Consider the following 16,525-nt stretch of genomic DNA (forward strand, 5'->3'; position numbering starts at 1 on the left):
ATTAGCCTCTGAACCCTTTCAAAAACAGGACAGAAATGAACATCAAAATCCCAAAGAGGGCTTGCAAAAAGACCAAACTGAAGCCCGTGGGAAGGTCTAAATAAAAGGACAAAACTATGCCCGCAGTGTTTATAACAGCCCCATAAACCCACGCAAACAAAAGTCCCTTTCTTAAAAGCAAAGAAACCAAGGCTGGTGCCACAAGGATTGAAAAAACAATCAAAACACCCACCAAGCTAACAGAACTGGTTATAGTCAAAGAAAAAAGTACAAAGAACGCCAACTCAGACCAAAAACCCTTTAAAAACTTCTTCCTCAGGTAAAGAAAAAGTCCAAAAACCGCGTAAAGGATGCCCGTTTTTATAACCTCCTCCCTTGGCACAAAGAGAATATCCTTAGCACTTAGCTTTAAAAACTCCTCCATGCCATGAAGAGACTTAGAAAGCACCAAAACCACCAAAGAAAAGCCAAGGGCATACAAAAGCCCTATAAAGGCTTCCGCGTAATCCCTTAACCTTTGGGAAAGTAGAACAAGCACACCGGCGAGCAAAGAGCATAAAAGGGAAAGAAGGTAAGAAGGTCTATCAAAGAGAAAGAGGGAGAGGGCGAGCCCCACCGCAGACGCTTGGGCTATGGCAATGTCTGTGAAGATGATCCCTCTTCTTACCACCTCCATTCCAAAGTATGCATGGATGCCCAAAAGCACAAAGGAGAGCAGCAGGGCGTTGAGCAAAACATCCATCATTGGCTGAGCCTTCTTAGAATCTCGTCAAACAGAGAGAAAAGGTCTTTGGCTTCTGGCACCGCACCCACCTCGTGGGGCAAAATAACCACCTTGGCGTTTAGCCTTTGGGCTACAAATTGGGCAGTCCTTTTTTCGTGATATACATCCTGAAGTATAAACTTTACTCCTTGGGCTTGGGAGATAAGACCCTCTATGTGCTTTCCAGTGGGAGGAATGCCCGGGAGGGGCTCCAAAGTGCCCACCAACACCATGCCATATCTTCTCAGGAGATAGTCGTAGAGTTTGTGGTATTGGATAACCTTTATGCCTTTGAGCTTTGCAAACTCTCTGTCCCACTCTGTTAGCTTTGCATTCCATCTCTTTAAAAAGTCCTCAAGGTTTCCTCTGTAATAAGCACAGTTTGGACTGTCCAACTGGCATAGCCTTTCCGCTATTGCCCTTGCCAATGGGGGAATGTTGTGAGGGTCAAGCTGATAGTGGGGGTTTCCCTCCGGATGGACATCCCCCATAGCCCTTGAGATATTTGCTGGCTTTTCTATGAGTTCCACAAACTGGGAGAGGTCCAAGTAGCCCTGCCTTCCGGGTTGGATTTTGGGGTTGTTGGATTGTTGTAAAAGAGGGGGCAAAAAGCCCACCTCAAGGCTTGCCCCTTGAACTATAAGAAGGTCTGCATCTCTCATTTTGGCTATGTGGGAGGGCTTTGGCACCACAAAGTGGGGGTCATCGGTTCCTCTGGCGATCACATAAAGGCTCACCCGGTCTTTGCCAACTTCCTTCACCAGCTCTCCGATCCAAGGGTAAGTGGCAACCACCTTTAGCTTGGCAAAGCTGACGGTAAGAAAAAGCAGGAAAAGAACCAAAACCCTCATGGCTTTACCTCTTTAGAATGGATGGGCACCGTGGGCACCTATGGCAAAGTTGAACTGCAGGATGAATTCATTGACGGTTTTGCGCTTTCCATCATGGAAGAATGCCCTGTTTTGTCCCACTTGGAACCTTATGCGGGAGAACTCGGTGGGGTTGTATTCCAGCATGGCGTAGTAGGCAGGGAGGTTGTTTGGTAAATTGAGATTTACCCCGTTTTTCTTAACATCGTTCTTGTTTATAAGGTTGTATTGAATGCCAGCCCTCCACCTTCTGTCAAACTTGAAGACCAATTGGGTATAAAAACCTCCTTGCTTCTTTTTGAGCTTTTCTGTTTCTAAGTCTCCCGCACTGTCATATTCGTACTTGGTTCCCTTTTGGTCCCTGTAGAGATACTCTCCTTGGAAGGAGATATACCTGTAAGAGTCTATCATGTACTTGGCGGTGAGGTCAAAGCCGTAAAGCTTGGTCTTTCCTGCAAAGGCGTGAGGATGTTCTGCATCAAGGTGGTTAACTCTGCTGTGCCCTGTTGCAAAAGAAAGCCCAGTCAGGAAAGAGAGATTACCCACATCAAAGGAGGTCTTTACAAAGCCCAAATAGAGGTTTGGCTTTTTGGTGTCGCCTATGGTTATAGAGGTTGTAGGTGTGTTGATGTTATCAACCAATCTAAACCCTTCCGTTCCAAAGCTCTGCTCGTTTTCTCCTTGCAAGACTTCCACGCCAAAGAGTAAATAGAAGGGTGTGGGTGCCAGCCAGTTTAACTGAACTCCTTTTTCTACTAGTCCGTCATCTCCCAAGAAGACTTTATAAACGAGGGGTTGGTTGGCAAAGTCCCAAGCGTGGGGGTGTTGGGCGTTTAGCCTTCCAAAGGAACTTCTGAACTTTCCAACCTTGAACTGAAAGCCAAAGGGGAGTCCTCTGGTAACTGCGTAGGCTTCCTCTACCTCTGCACCATCTTCGGAGAAGGGAATGGTTGCATACAGGTCAAAGTATGGGTCTACGGGGGCATACAGATAAAGCTCTGCGTAGTTGAGGTTAAAACCTCTCTTTTCGTTTAGGGCTCCGTGTCCGTGTCCGTTGCCTTCGTGCCTATGATATAGCCCTGGGATCTCTAAGTGCTTGAATTCTTGGTCGTTTTTGTTCCTTGCCACAAAAGAGGTATCCACGATCAAAGAAAGGTTGAGAAGGCTCCTCTGACCGGCAGGAGTAATCTGAAGGGCTTTTAGCCTCTCGTCGTATTTGCTCCTTAGCTGTAAGCCTCTGTCGGCGGGTGCTGACTCTTGTTCTTTTTTAACTTCTTGGGCAAAGGTAAAGCTAAAGATGGATAGTAAAAGCACAGCTTTTTTCATGGCTTTCACCTCCTGTGGTTTTTTGGTTTTTTGGGTTTAAGGGATTTTTTGAAAAGCCTTAGCCCACAGGAGGTGCCCGAATGGGATGGTTATATGGAATTTCAAGCTTTGGTGCGGTCTCTTGGGTTTTTTCTTTCTCTACAAAAAGGACAGGATTTTCAAGCCTTGGTTGAAGTTTTACATCCTCCTTGTGCTGGGGTTGATGCTGGATTATACAGAGCTCACAGTCTTGGTGGAATTGGTGGTCTTCGTGATGGTGCTCTGCGGTCTTAAAATCCACAAAGACCAGAAGAAAGGAAAGCAGAAGGGTAGCTAACTTTCTCATAACCTGAGTATAATTATAACACAGTGAAAGTCATTATCTTAGAAGAAGGGGCGGACTTGGACGCCCTCTCCTGTGCCTACGGCGTGCTCCTTCTTTATCAGGACGCATACCTTCTAAAGCCCTCTTTACTTTCAAGAAGGGCAAGCGAGGTTTTCAAAAGGTTTAAAGAAAGGTTCAGAATTTTGGAAGAACTTCCGCAGGAGTTTGACCTGGTTTTGGTGGATGCCCACCATGTGGAGGAATACAAGCTTCCGGGAGTGAAGGAAATTTACATATTTGACCATCATCCAAAGGCACCCAAAGGGTTCAAGGGAAAGGTGGATGAGGTGGGCAGTGCAACCACCTTGGTGGTGGAAGAACTCCAAAGGCTAAACGTAGATATATCTCCGGAGGATGCAACCCTTTTGGCTTTGGGCATCTACGAAGACACTGGGAGTTTAACTTACGAGGGAACCACTGAACGGGATGCCCTTGCATTAGCTTGGCTTTTAAAGAAGGGTGCAAATCTAAGAACTATAAGGGAATTTCTCAGGGAGAGCCTGAGTAAGGAGGAGATAGACTTTTTGTCTAAAAGCTTGGTTGCCCTTGAAAAGCTGTTTATTGATGGCTCAAAGGTGGTGGTCTTTGTGCTAAGGTCGGAGGAATACAACCCGGACTTTTTGCAGGTGGCTTATCGCTTGGAGGATGTAAAAGATGCGGATGCTTTTTTCGTGATTGTTTCCGTTGGCAGTAAAACCTACCTCTTTGGCAGAGGACTAAAGGGTCGCTTTGACACTTCAAAAATTTTGGAAGCCTTTGGTGGTGGAGGGCACAGCTTTGCCAGTGCGGTAAAGTTAGAAAACGTGTCCGCAGAAAGGCTAAAAACCCTATTGGTGCAACTCCTTAAGGGAGAAAATCCAGCCATAAGGGTTAGGGATGTGATGAACTATCCACCCTTTGCCCTGAGGGAAGATATGACCGTGGAGGAAGCTCTGATTTCCCTTGCGGAGAGAAACTTTGCTGGTGCGCCCGTTTTGGACCAAGAGGGAAGGCTTGTGGGTGTGGTTTATAAAAAAGTCCTTTTAAAGGTTGCCAAGCTTTTTCCTTCAAAGCAGGTGAAGGACTTTATGCAGACGCAGTTTCACACCCTGAGCCCGGAGGATTTTGTTTGGGATGCGGAGGCTATTTTATCCACCTACGGAGAAAAGCTAATACCCGTGGTGGAAGACCAAAAGCTTGTGGGTGTGATCACACGCTTGGACCTTATGCAAACCCTGATAAAGCAGACGGAGCCCTTAAAGCCCTCCCACCGTAAGGTGCAACTTCCAAAAGAGGTGGAGGAGTTGGCAAGGGTTGTGGGAAAAATCTGTCAGGAGCTTGGTTTTAAGGGCTACTTGGTGGGTGGTGTGGTAAGGGACATACTTATGGGAAGGCGCATTTGGGATTTGGACTTTGTGGTGGAAGGAGACGGAATAAAGGTGGCGGAGAGGTTTGCCCAACATTACCGCGTGAATGTCCATCCCTTTCCAGAGTTTGGCACCGCACATTTAAAGGTGGGAGACTTTAAGATTGAGTTTGCCACCACCCGCAGGGAAACCTACCCTCATCCCGGTGCCTACCCAGTGGTAGAGCCCGCCTCTTTAAAGGAAGACCTTTTTAGAAGGGACTTTACCATCAACGCCATGGCAATATCGGTGATGGAGGAGGACTTTGGAACCCTCATAGACTACTTTGGAGGACTCAGGGATCTAAAGGACAAGCTTATAAGAATACTCCATCCCCTCAGCTTTGTAGAGGACCCCGTCAGAATCCTCAGAGCCCTACGCTTTGCAGGCAGGTTTGACTTTAAGCTTTCCAAAAGCACAGAAAAGGCAATGCTAAACGCCCTCTCTATGCATCTTTTAAAGCAGGCATCAAGAGGCAGACTTCTAAAGGAGCTAACCTTAGCCTTCCGAGAGGAAAAACTCCTTGACATACTTAAGCTTTACAGGCAGTACAAGGTTTTGGAGGAGCTAATAGATGGCTTTCAGTGGAGCCAAGATTTAGAACTAAAGCTGGAAAAGTTAAAGGAGGTGGTCTCTTGGCACAAAATTGAGTTTCCGGATAAAAAACTGGAATACGGCTGGCTTTACCTGGTGATTCTCTTGGAAAAGGTAAAGGGAGAGGAGTTTTTAAGAGACATGAGCGCGCCCGCATGGGTTAGGGAGCTATACCGCACCTACAAGGAGCAGGCTAAAGAGGTGATAAGAAAACTCCACCAAGCCAAAAAGCCCTCGGAGGTTTACTTGACCCTGAAAGGGTTCAGCGAGCCCTTTTATTTGCTTTTGGCGATAGAGGAGAGCCTAAGACCAAAGATCGTCCTTTACATGGAAAAGCTCAGCAAGCTGAAGGTGGATGTCTCCAGGTTTTCAGGTTTGAAAGGAAAAGAGCTCGGAAAGGCAATAGAGAACGAAAAACTAAGGTTGATGGACGAAACCTTTACTCTAACCTAGCTTGCTTTATGTCTTTTCTAAACCAAATGCCACCCTTTATCTCAAAAAAACTGCGCTGAAGTTCCACAAGCTGTTTTATACCACCCATAGCCAAGGCGAACATTTTATCAAACTGCTCCTTTGTAAAGGTGTTTTCTTCTCCCATAGCTTGAATTTCGGATATCATACCTTGACCTGTAGCCACCACGTTCATATCCACCTTGGCGGAGGAATCCTCTTCAAAGTTAAGGTCCAAAAGCACCTCATCCCCCACTATACCCACGCTAACCGCAGCCACAAAATCCTTTATGGGAGTGGAGTTCAAAATGCCTTCGTTGTATAGCTTTATGACCGCGTCCGCCAGGGCTACAAAAGCACCAGTTATGGATGCGGTGCGGGTGCCACCGTCCGCTTGCAAAACATCGCAATCCACCCAAAAGGTCCTCTCGCCAACCTTAGTAAGATCCAAGGCAGTGCGCATAGCCCTACCTATCATCCGTTGAATTTCGTGGGTTCTACCGCCAATCCTACCCGCAACGGATTCCCTTATGTTTCTTGTCTGCCCCGCCCTTGGTAGCATGGAGTATTCGGCAGTGATCCAACCCTGACCCTTTCCCTTTAAAAAGGGTGGAACGCCATCTTGAACCGAGACTGCGCATATCACTTTTGTATTGCCAAACTCTACCAGAACAGAACCTTCTGCGTATTTTAGGTAATCCCTTTCAATCTTTATAGGTCTGAGTTCGTTGGGCTTTCTGCCGTCCTTCCTCAAACCTTGGCTCCCATAGCCTTGGCTTTTTCAATCACCTCCTCTATGGTGCCCACCATGTAAAAGGCTTGCTCTGGCAGGTGGTCATACTTGCCCGTCAATATTTCCTTAAAGCTCCTTATGTTATCCACAAGCCTGACGTACTTTCCGGGCATACCGGTGAATTGTTCCGCCACGTGGAAGGGTTGAGCCAAGAACCTCTGGATCCTTCTTGCCCTGTTGACTATTGCCTTGTCCTCTTCGGAAAGCTCTTCCATTCCAAGGATGGCGATGATCTCTTGAAGTTCTTTGTACCTTTGGAGGATCCTCTTTACCTCCATGGCGGTCTCGTAGTGCTCTGTTCCCACAAACTCCGGTGCCAAATACTTGGAGGTAGATTCAAGCGGGTCCACTGCTGGATATATACCAAGCTCTGCGAGCCTTCTTGCAAGCACTGTGGTGGCATCAAGGTGGGCAAAAACCGAGTAAGGTGCAGGGTCTGTGATGTCGTCTGCGGGCACGTATACCGCTTGAATGGATGTCAAGGAACCCTTCTTGGTGGAGGTGATCCTCTCTTGAACCTCTCCTACGTCCGTGTTGAGGGTGGGCTGATATCCAACTGCAGAAGGAAGCCTTCCGAGCAGTGTGGAAACCTCAGAACCAGCCTGCACAAACCTGAAGATGTTGTCTATGAAAACAAGAACGTCCTGTCCTTCCACATCCCTGAAGTATTCTGCCATGGTTATGCCCGTCTGTGCCACCCGGAACCTAACACCCGGAGGCTCGTTCATCTGACCATAGACCATAACCGTGTATGGAAGAACTCCCGATTCCTTCATTTCGTGCCAAAGGTCGTTTCCTTCCCTTGTCCTTTCGCCCACGCCTATTACCACCGAAAAGCCTTTGTGGAACTTAGCTATGTTGTGGATCAACTCTTGCATAAGAACCGTCTTACCAACTCCTGCACCACCAAAGAGACCAACCTTACCACCCTTCACATAGGGCTCCAGAAGGTCTATTACCTTTATACCCGTTTCCAAAATCTCCACCTTTGTGGATTGCTCTTCCAAGGGTGGAGGCTCTCTGAACATAGGCCAATACTCTTCCGCATTTACAGGTCCTGCTTCGTCTATGGGCTGTCCCACCACATTGAAGATCCTACCCAAGGTTGCCCTTCCCACTGGCACCTTTATAGGACCGCCCAAGTATTCCACCTCTTGCCCCCTCACCAAACCGTCGGTGGGACCCATGGCTATGGTTCTTACCCTATTCTCTCCTATGTGCTGGGCTACCTCAAAGTATAGCTCCTCCTGTGTCCAATTACCCCTATCATCAATAAAACGCCTTATGGTCTTTAGACCATGCCTAACTGGTGGCAAATTCTTATCAGGAAACTCTACGTCCACAACTGCACCTATGACCTGAACAATTCTCCCCTTCATAATAGCCACTATTTTAACATATAATTGAAATCGTGAAAGCCATAGAAGTTTCCTCCATCCTCAAGCTTTTGGAAGGCAAAGAGGAAGGGCATAAGATAGAACAGGAGTTAAGAAAGATAGAGAAGAGAAAAGAAAAGGTCTATGTGTCCAACTATACCCTTTTGGAATTGGCTTATCTTCTTGAGTTTGTCTATGGGCTGAGCAGGGAAAGGGTGGCAAAGGTGCTGAAAACTCTCTTAGAGGACCCTCTTTTTAAGGTAGAGGAGGAAGAGGTGTGGAAGGAAGCCCTTAAGCTTTATTTGGAGGGTGCTGAGCTTTTGTCTGCCCTTAGAGAGGTGCAATACAGGAGAGCGGATGTTGATGGAACGGTCGGTTAAGGTAAAATTCTGCGGGATCAAAAGGGAGGAGGATATAAAAAAGGCTTTGGAGTTAAAGGTAGATTACGTGGGTTTTATACTCTATCCAAAGAGCCCAAGGTTTGTAGGTTGGGAAAGGTTGGTAGGGCTTTTGGAGTTAGCCCAAGGAGTGAAAAGAGTGGGCGTTTTTGTCAATCCCACCTTTGAAGAGATAGAGAAGGCTTTTGAGCTTGGCATAGATTTGGTGCAACTCCACGGAGAGGAGGATTTTGAGTTTGCAAAAAGGGTAGGATTGGAGAGGGTGATAAAAGCCTTTCGAGTAAAAGACCAAATCCATGTGGAAGAAGCGTGGAAGCAAGCTTACGCGATCCTTTTGGACACCTACTCAGACAAAGCTTACGGTGGTACAGGAAAGAGCTTTGATTGGAGCATAGCCCAAGCTTTGGTGGAAGAGGGCTTTAAGGTTTTTCTCTCGGGAGGTTTGAACCCGAAGAATGTTTCCCTTGCGGTGCAACAAGTAAAACCCTATGCGGTGGATGTATCCTCGGGCATAGAAAAGGAGCCCGGTGTAAAGGACCACAAAAAGATGGAGGAATTCATCCATGCAGTTGAGAACCCATGTAAAGATTGATCAGGAGCTGAGTGGGACTCCCATAGAGGTGGGAGAAGGTTATGCGGTGGTGGAGCTAAAGACAAAGGAAAACATGCGTGCGGATGAGAAAAACTTGGTGCATGGAGGTTTTATCTTTAGCCTTGCGGACTACTGCGCCATGCTGACGGTCAATGAACCCACCGTTGTTTTAGCATCCGCCAAGGTGGATTTTAAAAAACCCGTGGTGGTAGGAGACACCCTCCGGGCAGAGGGCAGGCTTCTAAGGGCAGAGGGCAAAAAGCGGTGGGTAGAGGTAAAGGTCTATAGAAACCAAGATTTGGTCTTTTTGGGAGAGTTCCTGTGCGTGGTGCCCGATAAACATGTGCTTGATGTTGAGTGAATTTTGTGATAGATTTAATACAAATCCAACTCAAGGAGGTGATCTCATGGTCAGGGCAGTGCTCTTTGGCTTAAGTGCGGTTGCCTTAGCCTTAGCCCAACCGAAGATTGAGGTGAAGGATCCATGGGTCAGGCTTGTCCCACCCAACGCAAAAGCCACCGCCGCATACATGAAGATTGAAAACAAGGGGACAGAAGCAGACAGGCTGGTGGATGCGTCCAGCAATGTTTCCAAGATCACCGAGCTTCACGAGACGGTGGAGGGCAAAATGCGCCGAGTAAAAGCCATAGAAGTTCCCGCAGGAAAGACCGTTGAACTAAAGCCCGGAGGTCTCCATGTAATGCTCATAGAACTCAAGGAGCCCCTCAAGGAAGGTCAAACGGTGGAAATTACCCTAAAGTTTGAAAAGTCAGGAGAGATAAAAGTTCAAGCGCCCATCAAAAAGGGAATGGGTGGTATGCATCACCATCACCACGGGCATTGAGCCTTGGCTCTTGGGAGGACTCACGAACTTATAAACCTGCTTGCCCTCCCGGGCTTTCTTTACTTTTTACCAAAAGAGTTTTATTTGCCCTTTAGCGTTGGCTACGTGCTGGGCACCTTTTTTCTGTCCCCCGATTTGGACCTAAAGCACTCCAAACCTTCCAAAAGATGGAAAGCACTAAAAATCCTCTGGCACCCCTATCAAAAAAAGTCAAAACACAGAGGCATTTCTCACATTCCCATCTTGGGCACCTTCACAAGGCTTTTATACATCTTCCTTATAATCACAGCCCTTTATTACCTGCTTTACTTTTTCCTTTCCTATTATTGGCAGGAGGGCACCCAAAAAATATCCCAACTCCACCCTCTTATTCTTGTGGAGGAGCTCGCATACAAAGAATGGACCTTTTACGCCCTCTTAGGTCTAATAGCCTCTGAACTTACCCACATAAGCCTTGACTTGCTTTGGAGCTTTTGGAAGAGAATAAAACCCTTTTGACCTCAGCTCATCATAGCGAACTCTTCCTTTATAGTGTTGCTCAGTTCTTCGTGAAGGATAAACCAAAAGTGCCTTTTTAACTCCGGTGGGATGTTCTCTATCTGCTTTGCAAGATAAAAACTAACCACAAGACGGAAATCCTTACTTTTTCCCCTCTCCAGCCTGTAAAAGTCCATCGGTCTAATAGGTCTTAACTCGTGCCTTCTTTCCAAGGCTCGCCTTAGTGCCTTTTTGAGTATGGGCATAAACTTTCTATCGTACTGAAGCTCAAGCCTGTCTGGGCAGTAAGGTTCAAAAAGCCTTATAGAAACTGGTCTAAAAAACACAAGAAACTTCATATAGTTTATAAAACACAAAAATTAAGCAGTTTCTGACAATTCTTTTTTAACTCCACACGGTACATTAGGAACGTAGTCCCTGAACACTTGCATACCATGATTGAGTATCTTTCAACTCCACACGGTACATTAGGAACACCATCCACCAGCCAGACCCAACTGGGGGACCGTATCTTTCAACTCCACACGGTACATTAGGAACACCATCCACCAGCCAGACCCAACTGGGGGACCATATCTTTCAACTCCACACGGTACATTAGGAACAGGAACCAGACAAAGGAGATAAGAACAACAAAGAAAAAAGCACCTTTCAACTCCACACGGTACATTAGGAACCTTCCTTCGGAGGATGAGGGCTTACCTAAAGAAGGTTAAGACTTTCAACTCCACACGGTACATTAGGAACACCGCAACACGTTTCTTTACCTACCTAAACCATTACTTTCTTTCAACTCCACACGGTACATTAGGAACCACCCACAATAACAAAAAACAAAGATAAGAACACACTTCTTTCAACTCCACACGGTACATTAGGAACATACACTTTGGTTGACCAGGAAGCATGGCGGAGTATGATCTTTCAACTCCACACGGTACATTAGGAACGCTAATATTCCTTTCCATAGCCTGCACCTCCTTAAAACTTTCAACTCCACACGGTACATTAGGAACTGTTAGAGGTGGCTAAACTTGAGATTTGGGCGGTTACTTTCAACTCCACACGGTACATTAGGAACCCCAAACGACCGCATTAACTAAGATAAGACATATCAATAATTTTGTCAAGAGGGCACCCCTTTCAAATGAAGTTAATTTTCCGAAATCCGAGATCATGCAAAGTTGAGTCTGCTATTATCAAATTTAAATCCCTGTCTCTCAATGTTTTCCGCCACTGACCATAATTACGGCATTACGGCATTACATAATTACGGCTTTACGGTTTTACGGCGAGAGTATATAATTAAAACCTATGGGATGCAAAAAGAAGAAAGTGGTAAAAACCACAATTTTGCTACCTTCCGATGTGCATCAAGCCCTGCGCATAGAAGCCATAACCAAGAAAATGTCCATGGGAGAACTCATCGTCCAAAAGCTAAGGGAGTTGGAAGAATACAAGCAAAAATACGGTGGAGTTGTAAAGGCAGAGGACTATCTCACTTAGGAAGACTACACCCTCCTTATTCAGTTGCCAAGTTGACAAGGGTCCTCGTGGGACCCTCAAGCTCCCTTACGTAGGCTATTTAGAATTATAACACAAAGTAGCAGAGGGAAGGAGTCTGTGTTATAATTTAAATGCCATGCCAAAGCTTTCTCCGAGGGATATAAGAAGAAAGATCCAAGGTATAAAGAACACCAGAAGGATCACCAACGCTATGAAGGTGGTCTCCGCCGCCAAGCTGAGAAAGGCTCAGGAGGCAATATACGCCTCAAGACCTTACTCAGAAAGGCTTTACGAGGTGCTTGCTCATCTTTCTGCCCATGTGGATATGAGCGCGCATCCCCTTTTGGAGGTTAGAGAGGAAAGAAAGGTTGATATCATCCTTATAACTGCAGATAAAGGTTTGGCTGGTGCCTTCAACTCAAACGCAATAAAGAAAGCAGAAGAGCTTATCGCAGAAAAAAATCAGAATGGCATAAAGGTATCCCTCATACTCATAGGACGCAAGGGTGCTCAATACTTCCAAAAGAGAAGCTGGAAGGTTCTAAAGGCTTACGAGGAGGTCTTTAGAAAGGAAATTAACTTTGAAGTGGTCAAAGAGGTGGGCGAGTTAGTCCGGCAAAGATACCAAAACAAGGAGACAGACGGAGTGTATCTAATAAACAATGAAATGATCACAAGGGCAAGCTACAAACCTGTAGTTAGAAGGTTCTTGCCCTTTGAAAGGATAGAGCAAAAAGAGCAAGACTATAGTTCCTACGAGTTTGAGGTAGATGCGGAAACCTTCATAAACAAGCTCATTGACCTTTATTTGAACTATCAACTGTACAGGGCTATGCTTGAGTCCAACGCAGCGGAGCACTTTGCCCGGATGGTGGCTATGGATAATGCTACCCGCAACGCGGACGAACTTATAAGGACATGGACCTTGATCTTCAACAAGGTAAGGCAAGAGTCCATAACCTACGAGCTTATAGATATAGTCAACGCAGTGGAAGCTATGAAGTGAAATGTTTGGCTTTTTCAAAAAGTCAGAAGAGGAGAAGTTAGCGGAAAAGGGAGATAAATCTGCCATTCTTAAGCTCATAGAAAAGGGTAAAAAGGACAAGGCTATAGAAATCTTAGAAAGATTCAAAGAAGACCCTGAACTAAGACCCATTCTCTTTAAGCTTTACATGGAGGAGGGCAAATATTACTATGCCTACCAACTGGTGGAATACTACGACAAAAACTTAGCCACCGCCAAAGAAAGGGCACTTCTCTACGAAAAGGTGGGAGAGATCCAAAAGGCGGTGGAGGAGTACTCCAAGGTGGGAGACTATGAGAGCCTCTATAGGGCTGGGATGCTTTTGAAGGAGGCACAGCCCAAAGAAAGCCTTGAGTTTTTTGAGAGGGCTTTTAAGCTGGCAAACGAAATCCAAAAGAAGGAGTTGGAAGAACACATTTTGGAGATAAAGAAAAAGCTCGGTCTTGTAGAGGTAAAAAAAGAGGGCTTTTTGGAGAGGCTCCGCAAAGGTTTAAGAAAAACGAGGGAACTCCTTGAGTTTGGCGTTATCTTTGCAGGGAGAAAGGTGGATGAGGAGCTGTTGGAAGAGCTTGAAGAGAGGCTCATAAGAGCAGACATTGGAGTAAAGACTGCGGAGCAACTGGTGGAGGAGCTAAGAAAGGAAGCTATAAGAAAGAACATAAAAACTTGGGAAGAACTATTACCTGTGCTGAGGGAGAAGTTGCTGAGCTACATAGGAAACTGTAAAGGAGAGTTAAAGGAAGGCAAGGTTTATCTCTTTTTGGGAGTCAACGGCTCTGGAAAAACCACCACCATAGGAAAGCTCGCCTATAGGTTCAAAAGTCAAGGGAAAAGGGTTCTGCTATGTGCTGGAGATACCTTCAGGTCTGCAGCAATAGAGCAGTTGCAGGTTTGGGCTCAGAGGAGCGGAGCGGATATAGTCTATAAGGAGGAGGGTGCAGACCCTGCGTCGGTGGTCTATCAGGCTTTGGAAAAGGCTCAGAAAGAAAACTACGATGTGGTTTTAATAGATACCGCCGGAAGGCTACACACAAAGGAGCCACTCATCAGGGAACTAAGGAAAATAAAGCAGGTCATTCAGAAGTTCTACCCAGAGGAGCTCACCGAAACCCTTTTGGTGTTAGATGCCACAATAGGACAGAACTCTCTTTCACAGGCTAAGGTCTTTAAGGAGGCGGTGGACGTTAGCGGTATAGTGCTTACCAAGTTGGATGGTTCTGCAAAGGGTGGTGCGGTGGTGCCCATATGCAGTGAGTTAAAAATTCCCATAAAGCTTTTGGGGGTAGGTGAGGGTTTGGAAGATTTGCAGGAGTTTGATCCAAAAACCTTTGTGGAGGAGCTGACAAGTTGATGATGGAGGACTTTTTCAAATTGCCGGAGGTTCCGTCGGAGGAGTTTGAACTGCCCGCCATGCCCCTGAGGGACCTGGTGGTCTTTCCCGCCATGGTTGTTCCTCTCTTTGTGGGCAGGGACTTTTCCGTCAGAGCCATAGAGAGCGCCCTCAAAAGGGACAGGCTAATCCTCTTGGTCTTGCAAAAGGAAAAGAGCGTGGAGGAGCCAGACAAAGAAGGCATTTACTCTATGGGCGTTATAGCCCACATCATCCGGGCGACACCTTTGGAGGAAGGAAAGCTAAAAATACTCGTGCAGGGCATAAAGAGGGCGCATATAAAGGATTACTACAAAAAGGAGGACCACTACTGGGCGTTGGTTAAAGCTATAGATGAAAAGGAGATAAACCCAGAGGAACTTAGCAGGGAAGACAGGGCGTACATTTCCGCTGTAAAGGAGCTTTTGGATAGGGCAGTAGCCCTAGGAAAGCAAGTGATACCGGACCTCTTGATGGTAATAAGGGAGTTGGAGGACCCCGGAAAGCTGGCGGACCTCGTAGCGTCCATCTCGGACATAAAGTCCCACGAAGCCCAGAAGGTCTTAGAAAGCTTGGATCCTATCGAAAGGCTAAAGCTGGTACATCAGTATCTATCCAACGAAGTGGGTATGCTGGAAGTCCAGAGCAGGATCAGAAACACTGCAAGGGAAAGAATAGAGAAGGAGCAGAGGGAGTACTTCCTCAGGCAACAGCTAAAAGCTATCCAAGAGGAGCTCGGAGAGCTTGATGAGAAAAAGGAAGAAATAGAGAATTACAGAAAGAAGTTAGCCCAGTTGAAGCTTTCAAAAGAGGTGCGGGAGGAAATAGAAAAGCAGATAAAGAGGCTGGAGAGAATGCATCCAGAATCTGCGGAGGCTGGAGTGATAAGAACTTGGCTTGATTGGGTCTTGGAATTGCCCTGGAACAAAAAAACCAAAGACAGATACAACTTAGAAAGGGTCCAACAGATCTTGGACAGGGATCACTACAACTTAGAGAAGGTAAAGGAGCGGATCATAGAGTATTTGGCGGTTAAGAAGCTTACAAAAGGTAAAAGCACCGCGGTGCAGATCCTCTGCTTTGTGGGTCCTCCGGGCGTGGGCAAAACATCCCTTGGAAAATCCATAGCGGAAGCCTTGGGTAAAAAGTTTGTGAGAATATCCTTAGGTGGTATAAGGGATGAGGCGGAGATCAGAGGACATAGAAGAACCTACGTGGGTGCCCTACCGGGTCGGATTATTCAGGCGATAAAGCAAGCGGGCACCAAAAACCCTCTGATCGTTCTGGATGAGGTGGATAAGATATCCATATCCTTCCAAGGGGACCCTGCCGCAGCGCTGTTGGAGGTATTGGACCCAGAACAAAACAAGACCTTTACAGACCTGTACATAGGCTTGCCCTTTGACCTGTCGGAGGTGTTCTTTATCTGCACCGCCAACAGGGTGGATACAATTCCAAGACCTCTCCTTGATAGGATGGAGGTGATCTACCTCTCTGGTTATTCGGAGGAAGAGAAGGTATTTATAGCCAAAAATCACCTGTTGCCCAAGCTTTTGCCCTTGCATGGCTTTAAAGAGGGAGAGGTTATATTCCAAGAAGAAGCCCTTTTGGAGGTTATAAGGGGATACACCCGCGAATCTGGAGTTAGAAACCTCCAAAGGCAGTTGGGAACCATCCTAAGAAAGCTTGCCCTCAGAAAGCTAAGGGGCGAAAAGCCACCCTTTGAGGTAAAAGCCCAAGATGTTAAAGGGTTCTTGGGAGTGCCCAAGAGATTTACAGATAAGGAAGATACACCAATGGTTGGCTTGGCAATAGGTCTCGCTTGGACGGAGGTGGGCGGTGAGATCATGCTAATAGAGGCAACTCGGTTCAAAGGCAAGGGCAATCTCATACTTACCGGTTCCCTTGGAGATGTGATGAAGGAGTCTGCCCAAGCGGCAATGTCTTACATAAAGTCTAAGGCGGAAGATTACGGAATAAACCCGGAGGAGTTTTCCAACTGGGATGTGCATATACATGTGCCGGAGGGAGCTGTGCCCAAAGATGGACCCTCTGCGGGTATTACCATTGCCACAGCCCTACTCTCTCTGTTTACGGATATACCCGTCAGGTCTGACATCGCCATGACCGGAGAGGTTACACTGCGCGGAAGGGTTTTGCCGGTGGGTGGGCTAAAGGAGAAGATCCTCGCCGCCAAGAGGGCTGGCATATATGAAGTGATCCTTCCGGAGAAGAATAAGGATGAGGTTTTGGAAGATTTGCCCGCCTACGTGAGAGACAAAATGACCTTTCACTTTGTCAAAGACCTAGACCAGGTCTTCGAAAAGGCGCTTGTTTCTAACCCAAGGAAAACTTGAAAGGCTTTTATTTGTG

Annotated in this window: 17 protein-coding genes and 1 CRISPR repeat array; of the genes, 10 read left to right on the forward strand and 7 right to left on the reverse strand. The window is 46.6% G+C overall.

Features of this window, described 5'->3' with window-relative positions:
- Position 1: 1 nt before the first annotated feature.
- Genes THERU_RS03485 through THERU_RS08545 form a run of 4 tightly spaced genes read right to left on the reverse strand, consistent with a single transcriptional unit; the run spans position 2 to position 3,283 of the window.
- Positions 2–745, reverse strand: coding sequence for a metal ABC transporter permease (locus THERU_RS03485; protein WP_025305890.1), 744 nt, complete (start codon positions 743–745; stop codon positions 2–4).
- Complete coding sequence (locus tag THERU_RS03490) at positions 742–1,614, reverse strand: metal ABC transporter solute-binding protein, Zn/Mn family (RefSeq protein WP_025305891.1); 873 nt, start codon at positions 1,612–1,614, stop codon at positions 742–744. The genes THERU_RS03485 and THERU_RS03490 overlap by 4 nt, the downstream gene beginning before the upstream one ends.
- Positions 1,615–1,626: 12 nt before the next feature.
- Positions 1,627–2,958 carry a hypothetical protein gene (locus THERU_RS03495; RefSeq protein WP_025305892.1) on the reverse strand — a complete coding sequence of 444 codons (1,332 nt, stop codon included), beginning with the start codon at positions 2,956–2,958 and terminating at the stop codon, positions 1,627–1,629.
- Positions 2,959–3,016: 58 nt separating this feature from the next.
- Positions 3,017–3,283, reverse strand: coding sequence for a hypothetical protein (locus THERU_RS08545; RefSeq protein ID WP_156916185.1), 267 nt, complete (start codon positions 3,281–3,283; stop codon positions 3,017–3,019).
- 23 nt (positions 3,284–3,306) lie between these two features.
- Between THERU_RS08545 and THERU_RS03505 the strand changes: the two genes are divergently transcribed.
- Positions 3,307–5,754 (forward strand): CBS domain-containing protein, encoded by a 2,448-nt coding sequence (locus tag THERU_RS03505; RefSeq protein ID WP_025305894.1) that lies wholly within the window; start codon positions 3,307–3,309, stop codon positions 5,752–5,754.
- On the opposite strand, the gene rph is transcribed toward THERU_RS03505, so the two are convergent.
- Together rph and atpD are read right to left on the reverse strand one after the other, a co-directional pair.
- Positions 5,741–6,505: a ribonuclease PH gene (gene rph, locus THERU_RS03510; RefSeq protein WP_025305895.1), complete on the reverse strand. Its 765-nt coding sequence runs from the start codon at positions 6,503–6,505 to the stop codon at positions 5,741–5,743. The two genes, THERU_RS03505 and rph, sit on opposite strands and share 14 nt — an antisense overlap.
- Positions 6,502–7,923, reverse strand: a complete 1,422-nt coding sequence (atpD, locus tag THERU_RS03515) for a F0F1 ATP synthase subunit beta (protein ID WP_084326247.1) — start codon at positions 7,921–7,923, stop codon at positions 6,502–6,504. The genes rph and atpD overlap by 4 nt, the downstream gene beginning before the upstream one ends.
- A 32-nt stretch (positions 7,924–7,955) precedes the next feature.
- Between atpD and THERU_RS03520 the strand changes: the two genes are divergently transcribed.
- Genes THERU_RS03520 through THERU_RS03540 form a run of 5 tightly spaced genes read left to right on the forward strand, consistent with a single transcriptional unit; the run spans position 7,956 to position 10,253 of the window.
- Positions 7,956–8,300: a PIN domain-containing protein gene (locus THERU_RS03520; RefSeq protein ID WP_025305897.1), complete on the forward strand. Its 345-nt coding sequence runs from the start codon at positions 7,956–7,958 to the stop codon at positions 8,298–8,300.
- A complete protein-coding gene (locus tag THERU_RS03525) occupies positions 8,284–8,910 on the forward strand; it encodes a phosphoribosylanthranilate isomerase (protein ID WP_038532070.1) in 627 nt (208 codons plus the stop codon). Before THERU_RS03520 ends, THERU_RS03525 begins: the two co-directional genes overlap by 17 nt.
- Positions 8,882–9,271, forward strand: coding sequence for a PaaI family thioesterase (locus tag THERU_RS03530; RefSeq protein WP_025305899.1), 390 nt, complete (start codon positions 8,882–8,884; stop codon positions 9,269–9,271). The genes THERU_RS03525 and THERU_RS03530 overlap by 29 nt, the downstream gene beginning before the upstream one ends.
- A gap of 46 nt (positions 9,272–9,317) precedes the next feature.
- Complete coding sequence (locus tag THERU_RS03535; protein WP_025305900.1) at positions 9,318–9,755, forward strand: copper chaperone PCu(A)C; 438 nt, start codon at positions 9,318–9,320, stop codon at positions 9,753–9,755.
- A 3-nt stretch (positions 9,756–9,758) separates the two neighbouring features.
- The gene (locus tag THERU_RS03540; protein ID WP_025305901.1) at positions 9,759–10,253 is read left to right on the forward strand and encodes a metal-binding protein; all 495 of its coding nucleotides are present in this window, start codon (positions 9,759–9,761) and stop codon (positions 10,251–10,253) included.
- Between the two features lie 2 nt (positions 10,254–10,255).
- Here THERU_RS03540 and THERU_RS03545 read toward each other — a convergent pair whose 3' ends face one another.
- Positions 10,256–10,591, reverse strand: coding sequence for a hypothetical protein (locus THERU_RS03545; RefSeq protein ID WP_038532073.1), 336 nt, complete (start codon positions 10,589–10,591; stop codon positions 10,256–10,258).
- A 43-nt stretch (positions 10,592–10,634) separates the two neighbouring features.
- Positions 10,635–11,334: a CRISPR direct-repeat array (repeat unit 29 nt; unit sequence CTTTCAACTCCACACGGTACATTAGGAAC).
- Between the two features lie 233 nt (positions 11,335–11,567).
- Between THERU_RS03545 and THERU_RS03550 the strand changes: the two genes are divergently transcribed.
- The 4 genes from THERU_RS03550 (at position 11,568) to lon (ending at position 16,509) form a co-directional block, all read left to right on the forward strand.
- Positions 11,568–11,759: a hypothetical protein gene (locus THERU_RS03550; RefSeq protein WP_025305903.1), complete on the forward strand. Its 192-nt coding sequence runs from the start codon at positions 11,568–11,570 to the stop codon at positions 11,757–11,759.
- 136 nt (positions 11,760–11,895) lie between these two features.
- Positions 11,896–12,765 (forward strand): F0F1 ATP synthase subunit gamma, encoded by an 870-nt coding sequence (locus tag THERU_RS03555; RefSeq protein WP_025305904.1) that lies wholly within the window; start codon positions 11,896–11,898, stop codon positions 12,763–12,765.
- Between the two features lies 1 nt (position 12,766).
- Positions 12,767–14,134, forward strand: a complete 1,368-nt coding sequence (gene ftsY, locus THERU_RS03560) for a signal recognition particle-docking protein FtsY (protein ID WP_025305905.1) — start codon at positions 12,767–12,769, stop codon at positions 14,132–14,134.
- The gene (lon, locus tag THERU_RS03565; protein WP_425427076.1) at positions 14,134–16,509 is read left to right on the forward strand and encodes an endopeptidase La; all 2,376 of its coding nucleotides are present in this window, start codon (positions 14,134–14,136) and stop codon (positions 16,507–16,509) included. Before ftsY ends, lon begins: the two co-directional genes overlap by 1 nt.
- Positions 16,510–16,525: the final 16 nt, after the last annotated feature.

Origin of the sequence: Thermocrinis ruber, from assembly GCF_000512735.1 — a bacterium.
GTDB lineage: Bacteria > Aquificota > Aquificia > Aquificales > Aquificaceae > Thermocrinis > Thermocrinis ruber.